Below are 14203 nucleotides of genomic sequence, written 5' to 3' on the forward strand. Positions count from 1 at the left end.
TGGAAGGTAGCCGAGCAGGAGCAGGGCGCGGTTCATCTCGTCGCGGTCCCAGGTGATCCCCTGTCCCAGTTTGTCGTCGAGCTGGACCCAGTGGCGGCTGAGCCACTCGCAGCCGAAGGAGGTGCTTTCCAGATCAAGGACGGTGTTCATGGGGTCTCGGGAGAGGTTTTGCGCGAGGCGTCGGACGGCGTGGCGCTGTTGCTTTTCCCAGCGGTCGACGGCGTCGCGCGAGGACTGAGCGAGGGTGGCTTCCTCGACGGTGCGGCAGCGTTCGAGGCGGGCGTAGGCGAGGGCCGAGGCGCGGATGAGGGCTTCCTCGGCCTCGGTGTCGGCACCGAGCTGCTTCGTCCAGCGATCGGCGAACGCTTGCATGAGGGCGGCCTCGGCAGCGCCGTCGGGGAGCTGGGCGGTCAGTCCGTGGCGCCGGGCGTTGTGTCGGCTGCGGCGTGTGCCGCGCTCGGAGCGCGGTTCCGAGGGGCGGGGGGTGTCGGTGTGGGTGTTCGGTTCCTGGGGACGGGGCGATTCATCGGGGGATGAGGAGGTCTGGTGCTGGCTCATGGGGGTTGACCTTTGCAAGGGGGGCCGGGCGATGGGTCGGGGGTCTGTCGCCGGGGACGGATCGCGGTTGGCGCGGGGATCGTGTCGGGCGGCCCTCGTGGTGCCTGGAATGATCGGGCGCGGCGTCGCCGCCGGGCCTGATCGAGGGCCTCGTCTCTCATTACCATCGTGGAAAATGGTCGCGCCAGTCACAAAAAGCGGGAGGAGGGGGCAATTGGCGCGGGCGGATGGTCCTGGCGGTTCGCCTTCAGGGCCAAGCGCAAAAAAACCAATGAGTCAGTCGCAAAAAGACATTTTTCCTGGGATGATGCGAACGCCCTGACAGATCTGGACAGGGATGGGCCTCCGCCTCCTTCAGGTGAGGCACCAATTTCTCCAACAAAAGGTCACAACGCATGAACAAATACGCGGCAGAGTTTGTAGGGACATTTTGGCTTGTTCTTGGTGGTTGCGGGAGCGCGGTTCTGGCCGCAGCGTTTCCTGACGTGGGAATCGGTCTGCTGGGTGTTTCGTTTGCCTTTGGATTGACGGTGCTGACGATGGCCTTTGCCATTGGGCACATCTCCGGTTGTCATTTGAACCCGGCCGTTTCCGTCGGGCTCTGGGCGGGGGGGCGATTCCCGGCCAAGCTGCTGTTGCCTTACATCGTCGCGCAGGTTCTGGGAGCGATTGCGGCGGGAGGCGTTCTTTACCTCATCGCGACGGGCAAAGCGGGATTCGACGTGGCCGACGGATTCGCTTCGAATGGCTACGGTGAGCATTCGCCCGGTGGCTATTCCTTGCTGGCGGCGTTGGTGACGGAAGTCGTGATGACCATGATGTTTCTCGTCATCATTCTCGGCGCCACGGATTCGCGAGCCCCCGCCGGATTCGCTCCGATCGCCATCGGTCTGGGCCTGACCTTGATTCACCTGATCAGCATTCCCGTGACCAACACCTCGGTCAATCCTGCACGAAGCACCGGCGTGGCCGTCTACGTGGGAGGCTGGGCCTTGACTCAGTTGTGGCTTTTCTGGGTCGCTCCGATCGTCGGCGCTGCGCTCGGAGCAGGTCTCTATCGATTCATTGGTAAGTCTGAAGACTGATCTGATTTGCCAAGTTCTCGGACAAAGGGGCCTTGAGAGACACCATTCTCTCATCATCCCGAACGGTGAGTGATACTGGTGTTCACCAGTGTCCCTCACCAGAGGCCGATCCGATGGCCTGGCTGGCCCCCTTGTTGGTGTCGTCGTCTCCAGGCCCGGCCCGGCCGGGTTCGTTGGGTGACGGGCGGGTGGCACGGGTTGTGTGACAAGTGTTCACGTGAGTTGATGGCGATGACGACGCGCCGGGTCATGGCGTGGGCTTCCGGGTCAGTCGCGCGGAGAGCTTCTGCCGCCTGGCTTCCCAGAATTCCGGCGAGATCTCGATCGGAGCGCCGGAATGAAGCCCCTCGACAAGCAGGGCGTCGATGCGCTCCTCGGTTTGCCGCTTCTGGTCGGCGCGGATCAGGTCGCGGACGGACTCGCTGGCGCTGCAGTCACCGCCCTCGGTCACGCGGCGATGGACGAGGGACTTCAATGATTCGGGAGTCGCAGTGTTCTTGGGTTCCATGGTGGGGAGCCTCCTGAACTGCACCGTGGCGATGTTGGCAATTCGTGGCAATGGATTGTCACGATACGAGGTGGCTCGGGCGATCGGAACGAATGCCGGGGTGGCATCGCGGTTCATTGGGGGGAGGGGAGGTGGAGCCGTTGTCGGGCGGCGACGAGGGCCTGGCCGGGGGAGAGGCCGCCGTCGTTGGGGGGGAGGTGGCGGTGGGTGAGGACCTCGAAGCCATCGGCGCGGAGCAGGGAGGCGGTGCGGGTGGTGAGCAAGGGGTTCTGGAAGACGCCGCCGGTGAGGCCGAGGGTGGTGAGGGAGCGGGGGCGGGCGAGGTCGGAGGCGATCGAGGCGAGGGCATCGGCCAGGGCGTGATGGAAGGCGGCGGCGAGGTGGGGCAGCGGGGTGCCGCGGCGGAGGTGGTGGATGAGCCACGGCCAGAGGGGGGCGGGGTCGAGCAGAATCGGGCCGGAGGGGGTGGCGGAACGCTGGGCGAAGGAGCAGGGGGGGGCATTCAAGGGAGGGGTGCCGAGGGCGGCGAGGGATTCCAGTTCGAGGGCGGCCTGGCCCTCGAAGGTGGCCGAGGATCGGACGCCCAGCAGGGCGGCGACGGCGTCGAAGAGGCGGCCCAGGCTGGTGGTGGCGACGCAGTTCAGGCCGGTTTCGAGCTGATGGCGGATCACCCGGCGTTCGGCGGGGGAGGTGGTCTGGACGCAGGGGAGGTCGTCGTCCCAGGGAATCCCGGCGGCCCAGAGGTGGGCCAGAGCGGATCGGGAGGGGTGGCGGATGGCGAGGTCGCCGCCGGGCAAGGGGATGGGGGAAAGGTGGGCGAGGCGATCGAAGCGGGCACCGTCGCCGGAAAGGAGCAGGCATTCGCCGCCCCAGATGGTGCCGTCGGGGCCGTAGCCGGTGCCGTCGCAGACCCAGGCAAGCAAGGGGGTGGAGCCGACTCGATCGTGATCGAGCAGCAATGACGCGGCGTGGGCGTGGTGGTGCTGGACGCGGACGAGGGGACGCTTGAGGGAGGCGGCCAGGCGCTCGGCCCATCGGGAGGAAAGGGCGTCGGGGTGGAGGTCGCAGGCGATGACCTGGGGATCGATCTGAAAGAGGATTTGCATGTGATCGAGTGAGCGCTCGAAGGCGTCTTGCGTGGCCAGGTCGCCCCAGTCGCCGAGGTGCTGGCTGACGAGGGCGAACGGGGGGCGGGCCAGGCAGAAGGTCCCTTTCAGCTCGGCGCCGACGGCGAGGACGGTCGGGCCGTCGGGGATCGGCCAGGGGAGGGGCAGCGGGGCGATCCCTCGGGAGCGGCGGAGGGGGAGTGGCTGATCGTTGACGACCTGAAGGACGGAGTCGTCGCAAGGGACCTGGATCGGCCGGTCGTGCAGGAGGAAGGCGTCGGCGATCGGGGCGAGGCGGTCGAGGGCCTCGGCGTTGGCGATGGCGATCGGCTCGTCGCTGCGGTTGCCGGAGGTCATGACGAGGGGACGGTCGGCGGCGTCCTCGTGTTCATCAAAGAGCAACGAGTGCAAGGGGGAGTAAGGGAGCATGATGCCGAGTTGGGCCAGGCCGGGAGCGACGGAGGGGGCGAGGGGAGAGGGGGCGTCGTGAGCTTCGGCGCGGCGGCGGAGCAGGACGATGGGGCGATCGCGGCCGGAGAGGGCGAGGGCCTCGGCGTCGTTGACCTGGGCGAGGCGGCGGGCGTGGTCGAGGGAGGGGACCATGAGGGCAAAGGGCTTGTCGCCTCGCCCTTTGAGCGCCCGGAGGCGGGAGACGGCGGGTTCGTTGCGGGCGTCGCAGGCGAGGTGGAAGCCGCCGACCCCTTTGAGGGCGACGATCCGGCCGAGGTCGAGGGCCTGGCGGGTTTGGGTGAGAGCGGCCTCGCCGCGAGGCCAGGAGCCGGGGGAGTCGGGATGCTGGGCGGCCCGAGACGCGTCGGAGGCGGGGACGAACCAGAGGGTCGGGCCGCAACGCGGGCAGGCGATCGGCTGGGCGTGGAAGCGGCGGTCGTGGGGGTTCTCGTATTCCCGGCGGCACGCCGGGCAGAGGGGGAAGCGGGCCATCGTGGTGTGAGGGCGGTCGTACGGCAGGCGCTTGAGGATGGTGAAGCGAGGGCCGCAATCGGTGCAGTTGAGGAAGGGATAGCGGTAGCGGCGATCGGTCGGGTCGGCCAGTTCGCGGAAGCAGGCGTCGCAGGTGGCGATGTCGGGCGGGACGGGGGTGATGGGCGTGGCGTCGGCGCGGCTCGGGAGGATGGTGAAGCCAATTGCGGCGGCGTCAGGGGGGATCGCCTCGTCGGTGATCGACACGAGGGTGGCGAGCGGAGGGGCGTCGTCGCGCAGGGCGCGGCGGAAGGCGAGGAGTTGATCGGGAGGCCCCTGGACCTCGATGACGACCCCCGAGGGATCGTTGGCGACCCAGCCGGCCAGGCCGAGGCGGTCGGCCGTGGCGTGGACGAACGGGCGGAAACCAACCCCCTGGACGACCCCCTGGACGAGGAAACGGCGGCGCTGGGGGAGGTGGGGGGCGGGGAGGGACATTGGGAGTCGGGGGGCTCGTGCTTCGGTTTGGCTGGGGGGATGCGATCCGGGGATGGTTCCATCATGGGATCGGGTGGCAAGGGGCGGGAATGGGGTTGTGGAGCGAGGCGAGGGCCGCGCCGGGAAATCCGGGGTTTTTTGCGGGGGTGGGACGCATTGCGGCGTCGGCGAGCTGCCGTGATCGGGTATGCTGGACGATCGCGGGGCGCAGGGCGGGAGCGCGGCAGGGGGGATCGGAAACAGACCCCTTTCCCCGTGAGCGGGGAGAGGGAGATCATGATGAACGTGTGTGCGATCTTAAACAAGTCATGGATGTGAATAGAGCGAATCGAGGAGAATCTCGATGTGTCTTGCCGTGCCGGGTCGAGTCGATCGGATCTACGAGGAGGGAGGGACCCGCATGGGGCGGGTCGATTTCGGGGGGATCGTCAAGGAAGTCTGCCTGGAGTTCGTGCCGGAGGTGGAGGTCGGGGATTACACGATTGTTCATGTGGGGTTTGCCCTGAGCAAGATCGACGAGGCCGAGGCGAGGGAGACGCTGGAGACGTTCCGGGCGATGGGGGTGCTGGCGGAAGAACTGGGAGAGGAAGGGGACGATCCGCATGAAGTATCTGGATGAGTTCCGGGATGGATCGGTGGCGCGCGCGCTGGTCGAGGAGATTCGGCAGGTCGTGACGCGGCCGTGGGTCTTGATGGAGGTCTGCGGCGGGCAGACGCATGCAATTCTTCGCAATGGGATCGATCAGGTTCTTCCCGAAGCAGTCGAGCTGGTGCACGGGCCGGGGTGCCCGGTCTGTGTGACGCCGTTGGAGGTGATCGACCGGGCGTTGGCGATTGCGCAGCAACCGGGGGTGATCTTCTGCTCGTTCGGCGACATGCTGCGCGTGCCGGGGTCGTCGACGGATCTGCTCCGGGTGAAGGCGGAAGGGGCCGATGTGCGGATGGTGTATTCACCGCTGGATGCGTTGAAACTGGCGCGGCTGCATCGAGATCGGCAGGTCGTCTTCTTCGGGATCGGGTTCGAGACCACGGCGCCGGCCAACGCGATGGCGGTAACGCGAGCGAGCGAGGAGGGGCTCACGAATTTCTCGATGCTGGTCTCTCAGGTGCTCGTGCCGCCGGCGATCGAGGCGATCTGCGCGTCGAGGTCGAACCGGGTGCAGGGGTTTTTGGCGGCCGGGCATGTGTGTACGGTGATGGGAACGGGGCAGTACCCGGCGATCGCCGAGCGGTTCGGGGTGCCGATCGTCGTGACCGGGTTCGAGCCGTTGGATCTGCTCGAGGGGATTCGGCGGGCGGTGGTGCAACTGGAGCGGGGCGAGGCTCGGGTCGAGAATGCGTACGCGAGGGTCGTTGCGGACGAGGGGAACCCGGTGGCTCGGGCCTTGCTGGAACAGGTGTTCGCGGTGACGGATCAACCGTGGCGGGGGATCGGGACGATCCCGAAGAGCGGTTGGAGGTTGGCCCCCGCGTATCGCGCGTTCGACGCGGCGGAACGGTTCGAGGTGGGAGCGATCCGGACGTTGGAATCGCCCGACTGCCGAAGCGGCGAGGTCTTGCAGGGGCTCATCACGCCGCCCGAGTGCCCGGCGTTTGGGACGGCGTGTACGCCAAGGCACCCCTTGGGGGCGACGATGGTGTCGAGCGAAGGGGCGTGCGCGGCTTATTTTCTGAACGGTCGGACGAAGGGAGCGCCCGCTCATGCCTGAGCCGCCGCGATTCGACGAGTGGACCTGTCCGATGCCGTTGCGCGAGACGCCGACGGTTGTGATGGGGCACGGGGGAGGGGGGCGGCTCTCAGGCGAGTTGCTTGAACATCTGTTTTTACCGGCCTTTCGCAACGAGGCGCTGGAGGCGCGGGGGGATGCGGCCCTGGTGGCGGTGCCGGCGGGGCGCCTGGCGTTTGCGACGGATGCTCATGTGGTGCGGCCGTTGGTGTTTCCAGGGGGTTCGATCGGCGAGCTGGCGGTCTATGGCACGGTGAACGACCTGGCGATGGTCGGGGCCAGGCCGTTGCATCTGAGCGCGAGCTTCATTCTGGAAGAAGGGTTGGCGATGGAGCAGCTCGCGGCGATCGTCGGTCGAATGGCCGAGGCGGCGCGACGGGCCGGGGTGGCGATCGTGACCGGCGATACGAAGGTGGTCGAGCGCGGGCACGGCGACGGGTGCTACCTCACGACGAGCGGGATCGGCGTGGTGCCGGAGGGGCGATCGGTGGGGCCGGATCGGGCGAGGGCCGGGGATGCGGTGATCGTCAGCGGCACGATCGGCGATCATGGGGTGGCGATCCTGAGCGTTCGCGAGGGCCTGGCGTTCGAGTCGGCGATTGAGAGCGACTGCGCGCCGCTTTCGGAGCTGGTCGAGCGGCTCTTTGCGGCCTCGGTCGAGGTGCGGGCCCTGCGCGATCCGACCCGAGGAGGGCTGGCGGCGACCCTCATCGAGATTGCGGAGCGATCGGCGGTCGGGGTGGTACTCGACGAGGGAGCCGTGCCGGTGCGCCCCGAGGTCCGGGGGGCCTGCGAGCTGCTCGGGCTCGACCCCTTGATGATCGCCAACGAGGGGAAGCTGGTGGCGATCGTGCCCGACGCTCAGGCCGAGGCGGCGCTGGAGGCCCTGCGGAGCGTGGCGATCGGTCGGCAGGCGGTGCGGATTGGCTCGGTCGTGTCGGAGCATCCGGGGACGGTCGTGATGACGACGGCGATCGGCGGGCGTCGGGTGGTGACGCTCCCCTTGGGGGAGCAATTGCCGAGAATTTGCTGAGTGGATTGGAACGGATCGGGTCAACGGCTCTGCGGACGCTCCTCGAGGAAGGCGAGCCAGTCGTCGAAGCCCTGACCGGTCTTGGCGGAGGTTTCGATCAGGCGGACACCGGGGCGGACGTCGAACAGGTGGGCGCGGGCGGCGTCGCGGTCGAACTCGCAGACGTCGGCCAGGTCGATCTTGGTGATGACGACCGCATCGGCGGAATTGTAGATGCCGGGATATTTCAACGGTTTGTCCTCCCCCTCGGTGACGGAGAGGAGGGCGACCCGGCACGATTCGCCCAGGTCGTAGCTGGAGGTGCAGACGAGGTTGCCGACGTTCTCGATGAACAGGAGGTCATGCGAGGCGAGATCCCAGCCGTCGAGGTGACGCTCGATCATGTCGGCGTCGAGGTGGCAGATGCCGTGGGTCTGGATCTGACGGACGGGAACTCCTGCGCGCGCGAGGCGCTGGGCGTCGCGGTCGGTTTCGAGGTCGCCGACCAGAGCGGCGGGACGGCCGCCGCCGGCCTTGAGGGCCGAGAGGGTGCGTTCCAGCAGCAAGGTTTTGCCGGTGCCGGGGCTGGAGACGAGGTTGACGACGAAGACGCCGGCGTCCTGGAACCGGAGGCGCAAGGCGGCGGCGAGCTGGTCGTTTTTCTTGAGGAGCCCCTGGCGAAGCTCAACGATCCGGGGAGTCATGAAGCGGGCTCCGATCGGGTCATGTTCTGAATTTCATCTTCAACGTCAATCGATTCGACCTCCAGCTCCTTGCCGCGCACGATCGCGGCCGAGGCCTGATTGCACCGGGGGCAACGCAACGGAGGCGCCTCGGGCAGTTCCACGATTTGCCCGCACGGATCGCAACGGATGGCGACCGGGACGGATTCGATTTCCAGTGCCGAGCCTTCCAGCGGGGTGTCTCGGGTGACGACCTCGAAGCAGAAGGCGAGGGCGTCGGCGGCGAGCCCGGAAAGCAGGCCGATTCGGAGCCGGACCCGCGTGACCCGGTACGGGGCCGAGCCGGCCATCGCTTCGGTGACGTGCTGCACCAGGGCCTCGGCGATCGACAGTTCGTGCATAATCGGCGTTGACCTCCTCGACATGCGTGATGGTCGGCCAACGACTCGGCTGCGGATCAGCGGTTTGAGGCTCCGGATGGCTCGAGCGACCAGGCCAGCTGCAGCCCCATCGCCGTGGCCAGTCGGTCGAGCGTGGCCACGGTCGGGTTCCGGTTGAGCCCTGTCTCGATTTTGTGGATCGCCGCCCGGTCGATTCCCGAGATCGCCGCCAGGTCAGCGTCGCTGAGGCCGAGGCGCAGCCGCTCGGCGCGTAAGGCTACCGCCAGCTCCCGAGCAGGCCAGGGGGCGGGGCCGGCTTCCTGCTGCGCACGCATTGCGGCGGCGTCTTCCTCGCTCACCTCACCCAACGCCACCAGTTCGCCCAGCGTGATTCCCGGGCGGAACCGGCGATGGATCGTTTCCTCCTCGGCCCGCTGCTCGGGCGTCCGCTCAATCTGGACGCGATGGGGCAGATCCTCACCGGTCATGGTGCCTGGTCCTTTGGATCGGGTTCGTAAGCGGTCACCGGCCGCAAGACCATCGGATCGGCCGCAGCAATCTCGTAGACAACAACGATCCAACGCCCGGTGAAGGTAAACCCCGCGACCAGTGGCCGGCCGCTCGATCGGCTGGTGCGCTCAAAGAGCGTCGTCAGCCAGCAACACCGACTCCACCTCGTCCGGAGAAAGCCCGTGTTCGATGACATGGTGGAGGTTGCCGCTCAGATCGTCTTCGTCGTCCCAGGCCACGAGCGCATCGGCTCGACGCATCCGGAGTTCCACGATGAGGAAGGATTGTTGTCGTATCTCAATACTACAGCCATGGCAGCGCGAAGGCGAGGGCGTCGGCAGCGGCCCCGGAACGCAGGCCGATTCGGAGCCGAACCCGCGTGACCCGGTATGGGGCCGAGCCGGCCATCGCTTCGGTGACGTGCTGCACCAGGGCCTCGGCGATCGACAGTTCGTGCATGATCAAACCAGCGTTCGGGATTCGCGGAGGGCTTCGTTTCGTTGCATTCCCCCCATGGCGGCCGGGTGAGCCGGGGGCGCCGCATGGGGTACGGCGCTTGCCGCGAATCGAATTGAGGAGTGATGATATCACATGTGATGGCGGTCAGTCCTCACCTTCCCCGGTCGTTTCAGCCCCGACCGTTCCCTGCTCAAAAAACATGTTGCAGCTGCCAGGGTGTCGCACTATTGTTTAACGCCAGTCGATGACGGCGGCGGGCCCTTTGGGTTGGTGGGCCGGAAGACACGGTTGTTCAGGCTCTTTCGAGGTTGCAACGGAGGCGGGGGAAATGCGAGACCGGGTCAGCTGCGTGCTCGAGATCCCGATCGCCCTGGTGCTCACCCTGCTGATCGGGAGTTCGACGCCGACGCGGGCCGAGGAGCCGGAGGAACCCTTGCACGAGCGGATTGACCGGCTCGTGGAGGAGGCCAGCGCGGGGCCGAGGGCCGCGCTGGCGACCGACGGCGAGTTCCTCCGCCGGGTTGTGCTCGACCTGACGGGCACGATCCCCTCGGCCGAGCAGGCCCGCGCGTTCCTCGATGATCCCTCTCCGTACAAGCGGCAGCGGCTGATCGACGACCTGCTGGCGAGCCCCGGCTATGCGCGGCGGATGCAATACGTCTTCGACACCATGCTCATGGAGCGCCGCCGCGATCAGCACGTCCCGCGGGCCGACTGGGAAACGTTCCTGTACCGGGCCTTTGCCGAGAATCGGCCCTACGATCAGCTCGTCCGGGAGATTCTGGCCGCGGATGGTTCCGAGGCCCCCTCGGAACGGGCCCCCGCGAAGTTCGTCCTCGACCGCGGGGCCGATCCCGATCTGGTGACCCGTGACCTCGGCCGGATCTTCCTCGGCCGCGATCTGCAGTGCGCCCAGTGCCACGACCACCCCCTGGTCGAGGATTACCTGCAAGCCCACTACTACGGCCTTCGGGCCTTCCTCGACCGCACGAGCCTGTTCACCGAGCCGGGATCGGGCCGGGTGATGCTGGCCGAGACGGCCGAGGGGGAGACGACCTTCCAGTCGGTCTTCCGCAAGAGCGTGACCCACTCGACCGGCCCCCGGATTCTCGACGGCGCCTCGGTCGCCGAGCCGGAATTGCCCGAGGAGGAGCGTTACGTCGTCGCCCCGGAGAAGGACGTCCGTTCGGTGCCAACCTTCAGCCGCTTCGAGCAGCTCGCCGAGGCGCTGGCCTCCGATGAGGTCGAGCCGTTCGCCCGCAACGCCGCGAACCGCCTCTGGGCCCTCGTGATGAAGCGAGGGATCTACCACCCGCTCGACCTCGACCACTCGGACAACCCGCCGTCGCATCCCGAACTGCTCGACCTGCTGACGGCGGAGTTCCGGGCGATGGATTATGATCTCAAGGCATTTCTGCGCGAGCTGGCCCTGACCCGAACCTACCAGCGCTCGAGCGAGCCGCCCCCGGGCAGCGACGAGGCGGCCAGCGATCCGAGCCGCTTCGCCGTGGCCCTGCTCGCCCCGCTTTCTCCCGAGCAACTGGCCTGGAGCCTGATGCGCGGATTGGGGGTGGTCGAGCCCCAGGAACGGGCCGTCGAGGCTCAGCTCGATCATGCCGAGGCGTTTCTCTGCGAGGTTTGCCGGGACGATCCTGATCGTGCGCAGCGCCGCCCCTGGGTCGTCGAGCAGGAGGTCCAGGCGAAGCTCGCCGGCAACGTCACCACCTTCGTGCGCTACTTCGGGGCCACCGAGGGGCAGCCCGACGATGCCGTCGAGGCGAACGTTCATCAGGCCCTTTTTCTCAGTAACGGCGGACCGGTCCAGAACTGGGTCCAGCCCTCCGGCAGCAACCTGACCGCCCGCTTGCAGGCGATCGACGATCGGGACGTGCTGGCCGAGCAGCTCTACCTCAGTCTGTTGAGTCGTCGGCCCTCGGCCCAGGAGCGGGCCGAGGTCGTCGCCTTGCTTGAGGCACGCGGGGCCGACGGGCGATCGGCCGCAATCCGGGATCTCGCCTGGGCGTTGATCACCTCGGCCGAGTTTCGCTTCAACCACTGAGCCCCTGAACCGCCGTTTCCGAACACCGGTTGCCCGCGGCGACGCAACGAGACGCTGATCCAATTCGATCCGATCCGGGCTGCGATCCCCCCCCAATCACTCACGGAGTTCTTCGCATGTGGTGCCCTTACTCGTGCCGGTCGGTCGAGCACGCGGTCTCTCGCAGGGCGTTCCTCGGCGGGGTCGCCGCTGCGGGGCTTGGGACGGTGGCCGGGTTTGCCGGTCGGCCGATGACGACCCTCGCCAGCGACCTTCAGCGCTCCGGTCGGCAGATTCTCGTCATCTTCCTGGCCGGCGGTTCGAGTCAGCTCGAAACGTGGGACCCGAAACCGGGGACCGCCACGGGGGGACCGTTTCGGGCGATTGAGACCTCGGTGCCGGGGGTCCGCATCTCGGAACTCCTGCCCCGAACCGCCCCCTTGATGCACCACCTGGCCTTGCTGCGCGGCCTGAACACCGCGGAGGATGACCACGGCAAGGGGAGTTATCTGATGCACACCGGCCGGCGCGAGATGCCGGGGCAGGAGCATCCGCACCTCGGATCGCTCGCCGCCCGGTTCCTCGCGCCGGAGAAGGACCCGCTGCCTGGTTACATTCACATCACTCCCGGCGGCGGCGGCCTGAGCGGGAAGGACGCGGCCTTCCTCGGTCCCAAGTACGGGGCCCTGGTTCTCGGGAACGGCCAGGCTCCGGCCCATACCGAGCGTCCGGGAGCGATTGCCGACGCCGAGGATCAGGCGAGGCACACCTTGCGGATGCAACTCGATCACCGCTTTGCCCTGCGGCGGCGGACCGCCGAGACCGAGGCGTACACGAACTCGTATGAACAGGCGCTCCAATTGATGGAGCGCCGCGAGCTGTTCGATGTCTCCCGGGAACCGGAGCGCGATCAGGAGCGTTACGGATCGCATGACTTCGGCCGGCATTGCCTGCTCGCCCGCCGGTTGCTCGATGCCGGGGCGACGTTCGTGAAGGTCACCCACTCGAACTACGACACGCACAACGAGAACTTCGACTTCCACCTGGAACAGGTTGGCGAGTTCGACATTTCGTTCTCTGCGCTGCTCGGCGATCTGGCCGATCGGGGGATGCTCGATCGAACGCTCGTCGTCGTGATGTCCGAGTTCGGCCGAACCCCTCGGATCAATCAGTACTATGGCCGGGACCACTGGAGCAAGGCCTGGTCGGTGGCGCTGGCCGGGGCCGGCATCCAGCGCGGGGTGGTTGTGGGGGAAACGAACGCCGACGGCACCGAGGTGACCGACGGTCAGGTCGGGGGCCACGACCTGTTTCACACCTATCTTCGGGCCGTGGGGATCGACCCGGTCGTGGACGAGTTCTCGGTCAACGGCCGCGACTTCCAGATCGCCGACCCGTCCTCGTTCGCCATTGAGGACCTGCTGGCATGACCCGCCGCTTCCCGGACGAACCGGCCGCTCCGGCCCCCGACCCCGCCCCGACCCCGGAACCCTGCGAGGCTTCCGGGGCCGACCCGACTCAGACGCACGTGGCGAGGGAACTGACCCACGATCGTCCGCTCATCTGCTGTGCCTTCGATCCGACCGGGAGGTTTGTCTTCGCCGGGTCGGAGGACCTCACCGTGCGCCGGTGGGATCTCGACGCCGCCGAGGAGCCCACGGCGGTCCCTTTTGCGGCGCATGAGAGCTGGGTCTTCGACCTGGCCTTGACCCCCGACGGTCGCACGCTCCTGAGCGCCGGCGGGGATGGCCGGCTGCTCTGGTGGCCGGCGGCGGCCGAAGGGGAGCCGGTCCCCGATCGGCAGGTCGAGGCGCACGACGGCTGGGTCCGAGGGGTCACCGTCAGCCTCGATGGGAGGCTCGCGGCCTCGTGCGGTAACGATCGTCGGATCAAGATCTGGTCGATTGAGGACGGGTCGCTTCTGCACGACCTGACCGGCGCGCACGACAAGCCGATCTATGCCGTCGGCTTTCATCCCGACGGCGAATCCCTCGTCTCGGCCGACCTGGAAGGACGGATCGTGGTCTGGGAGGTCGGGTCCGGGCTGCTCCGACACCGGCTCGATGCCTCATCGCTCTACTCGTACAACGCTGGGCAGCAGGTCGATTACGGCGGGGTCCGCGACCTTGCCTTCAGCCCCTCGGGCGACCGGCTCGCCTGCGCCGGCCTGCTGAACGCGACTAACCCGCTGGGTGCGGTCAATGATCCGGCGGTGGTCCTGTTCGACGGGCTCCGAGGCGAGCAGATCGGCCTGCTGAAGGCCCAGGGGGGGTTGAAGGGGGTCGCCTGGGGAGTCCGGTTCCACCCTGACGGATTTCTCGCCGTCGCCGTGGGAGGCTCCGGCGGCGGACACCTGTTGTTCTATCGTCCCGATCAGCCCGACGAGGAGTTTCACCGCTTCTCCCTTCCGAACACGGCCCGCGCGCTCGACCTGCATCCGGACGGTCTCCAACTGGCCACCGCCCACCACGACGGCAAACTCCGGCTCTCCCGAATGCAGCCGCAAGCGCAACCCGAGGCCTCCTGACCACGTCTCACCCCTCACGGCTCGGCTGAACGATCCGGCGCCGCGGCCGGCCGATCCTCGGGAGGATCGCGGATTCCGGATCGTGGGGGGGAGCTGCGCCACCCGCGGATCTCTCGGCGTGTGGAGGAGCAAACGCTCGCGATCCCCCTGGAAATGCGGAACAATCGAGGGAGTTCACGCGGATTGCGACC

The 14203-nt window shown here is 67.6% G+C and carries 15 protein-coding genes; 7 read left to right on the forward strand and 8 right to left on the reverse strand.

Translation table 11 applies throughout. The features are described 5' to 3' along the window. Positions 1 to 558, reverse strand: a 558-nt coding sequence (locus GA615_RS23075) for a hypothetical protein (protein ID WP_152053696.1), incomplete at its 3' end; no start/stop codon positions are given. A 395-nt stretch (positions 559 to 953) separates the two neighbouring features. On the opposite strand from GA615_RS23075, the gene aqpZ reads away from it, so the two are divergent. After that, positions 954 to 1643, forward strand: a complete 690-nt coding sequence (aqpZ, locus tag GA615_RS23080; RefSeq protein WP_152053697.1) for an aquaporin Z — start codon at positions 954 to 956, stop codon at positions 1641 to 1643. Between the two features lie 247 nt (positions 1644 to 1890). Here the strand turns inward: aqpZ and GA615_RS23085 are convergent, their stop codons facing one another. Continuing rightward, the gene (locus GA615_RS23085; RefSeq protein ID WP_152053698.1) at positions 1891 to 2151 is read right to left on the reverse strand and encodes a ribbon-helix-helix domain-containing protein; all 261 of its coding nucleotides are present in this window, start codon (positions 2149 to 2151) and stop codon (positions 1891 to 1893) included. Between the two features lie 113 nt (positions 2152 to 2264). Continuing rightward, on the reverse strand, positions 2265 to 4676 hold the full coding sequence (gene hypF, locus GA615_RS23090; RefSeq protein WP_152053699.1) for a carbamoyltransferase HypF: 2412 nt from the start codon (positions 4674 to 4676) through the stop codon (positions 2265 to 2267). 343 nt (positions 4677 to 5019) lie between these two features. Here hypF and GA615_RS23095 point away from each other — a divergent pair, with 343 nt between their 5' ends. From GA615_RS23095 to hypE, 3 genes are read left to right on the forward strand one after another with little or no spacing between them, the layout of a single operon-like run. Next, the gene (locus tag GA615_RS23095; RefSeq protein ID WP_152053700.1) at positions 5020 to 5295 is read left to right on the forward strand and encodes a HypC/HybG/HupF family hydrogenase formation chaperone; all 276 of its coding nucleotides are present in this window, start codon (positions 5020 to 5022) and stop codon (positions 5293 to 5295) included. Beyond that, entirely contained in the window at positions 5279 to 6385 is a 1107-nt protein-coding gene (gene hypD / locus GA615_RS23100; RefSeq protein WP_152053701.1) for a hydrogenase formation protein HypD, read from the forward strand. The genes GA615_RS23095 and hypD overlap by 17 nt, the downstream gene beginning before the upstream one ends. After that, the gene (hypE, locus tag GA615_RS23105) at positions 6378 to 7436 is read left to right on the forward strand and encodes a hydrogenase expression/formation protein HypE (RefSeq protein WP_152053702.1); all 1059 of its coding nucleotides are present in this window, start codon (positions 6378 to 6380) and stop codon (positions 7434 to 7436) included. The genes hypD and hypE overlap by 8 nt, the downstream gene beginning before the upstream one ends. Positions 7437 to 7456: 20 nt before the next feature. Here the strand turns inward: hypE and hypB are convergent, their stop codons facing one another. The 5 genes from hypB to GA615_RS23125 all read right to left on the reverse strand — a co-directional run bounded on the left by hypB (position 7457) and on the right by GA615_RS23125 (position 9447). After that, positions 7457 to 8119 (reverse strand): hydrogenase nickel incorporation protein HypB, encoded by a 663-nt coding sequence (hypB, locus tag GA615_RS23110; protein WP_152053703.1) that lies wholly within the window; start codon positions 8117 to 8119, stop codon positions 7457 to 7459. Continuing rightward, positions 8116 to 8499, reverse strand: coding sequence for a hydrogenase maturation nickel metallochaperone HypA (hypA, locus tag GA615_RS23115; RefSeq protein ID WP_161602496.1), 384 nt, complete (start codon positions 8497 to 8499; stop codon positions 8116 to 8118). The genes hypB and hypA overlap by 4 nt, the downstream gene beginning before the upstream one ends. Before the next feature lie 56 nt (positions 8500 to 8555). Next, positions 8556 to 8966: a helix-turn-helix domain-containing protein gene (locus tag GA615_RS23120; protein WP_152053705.1), complete on the reverse strand. Its 411-nt coding sequence runs from the start codon at positions 8964 to 8966 to the stop codon at positions 8556 to 8558. 150 nt (positions 8967 to 9116) lie between these two features. Then, complete coding sequence (locus GA615_RS28500; protein ID WP_261343963.1) at positions 9117 to 9248, reverse strand: hypothetical protein; 132 nt, start codon at positions 9246 to 9248, stop codon at positions 9117 to 9119. A 43-nt stretch (positions 9249 to 9291) separates the two neighbouring features. Continuing rightward, positions 9292 to 9447: a hydrogenase/urease maturation nickel metallochaperone HypA gene (locus tag GA615_RS23125; protein ID WP_152053706.1), complete on the reverse strand. Its 156-nt coding sequence runs from the start codon at positions 9445 to 9447 to the stop codon at positions 9292 to 9294. A gap of 328 nt (positions 9448 to 9775) precedes the next feature. On the opposite strand from GA615_RS23125, the gene GA615_RS23130 reads away from it, so the two are divergent. The 3 genes from GA615_RS23130 to GA615_RS23140 all read left to right on the forward strand — a co-directional run bounded on the left by GA615_RS23130 (position 9776) and on the right by GA615_RS23140 (position 14012). Further along, complete coding sequence (locus GA615_RS23130) at positions 9776 to 11506, forward strand: DUF1549 domain-containing protein (RefSeq protein WP_161602497.1); 1731 nt, start codon at positions 9776 to 9778, stop codon at positions 11504 to 11506. A 116-nt stretch (positions 11507 to 11622) separates the two neighbouring features. Beyond that, positions 11623 to 12915, forward strand: coding sequence for a DUF1501 domain-containing protein (locus GA615_RS23135; protein WP_152053708.1), 1293 nt, complete (start codon positions 11623 to 11625; stop codon positions 12913 to 12915). Then, complete coding sequence (locus GA615_RS23140) at positions 12912 to 14012, forward strand: WD40 repeat domain-containing protein (protein ID WP_152053709.1); 1101 nt, start codon at positions 12912 to 12914, stop codon at positions 14010 to 14012. Before GA615_RS23135 ends, GA615_RS23140 begins: the two co-directional genes overlap by 4 nt. The last annotated feature ends 191 nt before the right edge of the window (positions 14013 to 14203 follow it).

The organism is Tautonia marina (assembly GCF_009177065.1).
GTDB lineage: Bacteria > Planctomycetota > Planctomycetia > Isosphaerales > Isosphaeraceae > Tautonia > Tautonia marina.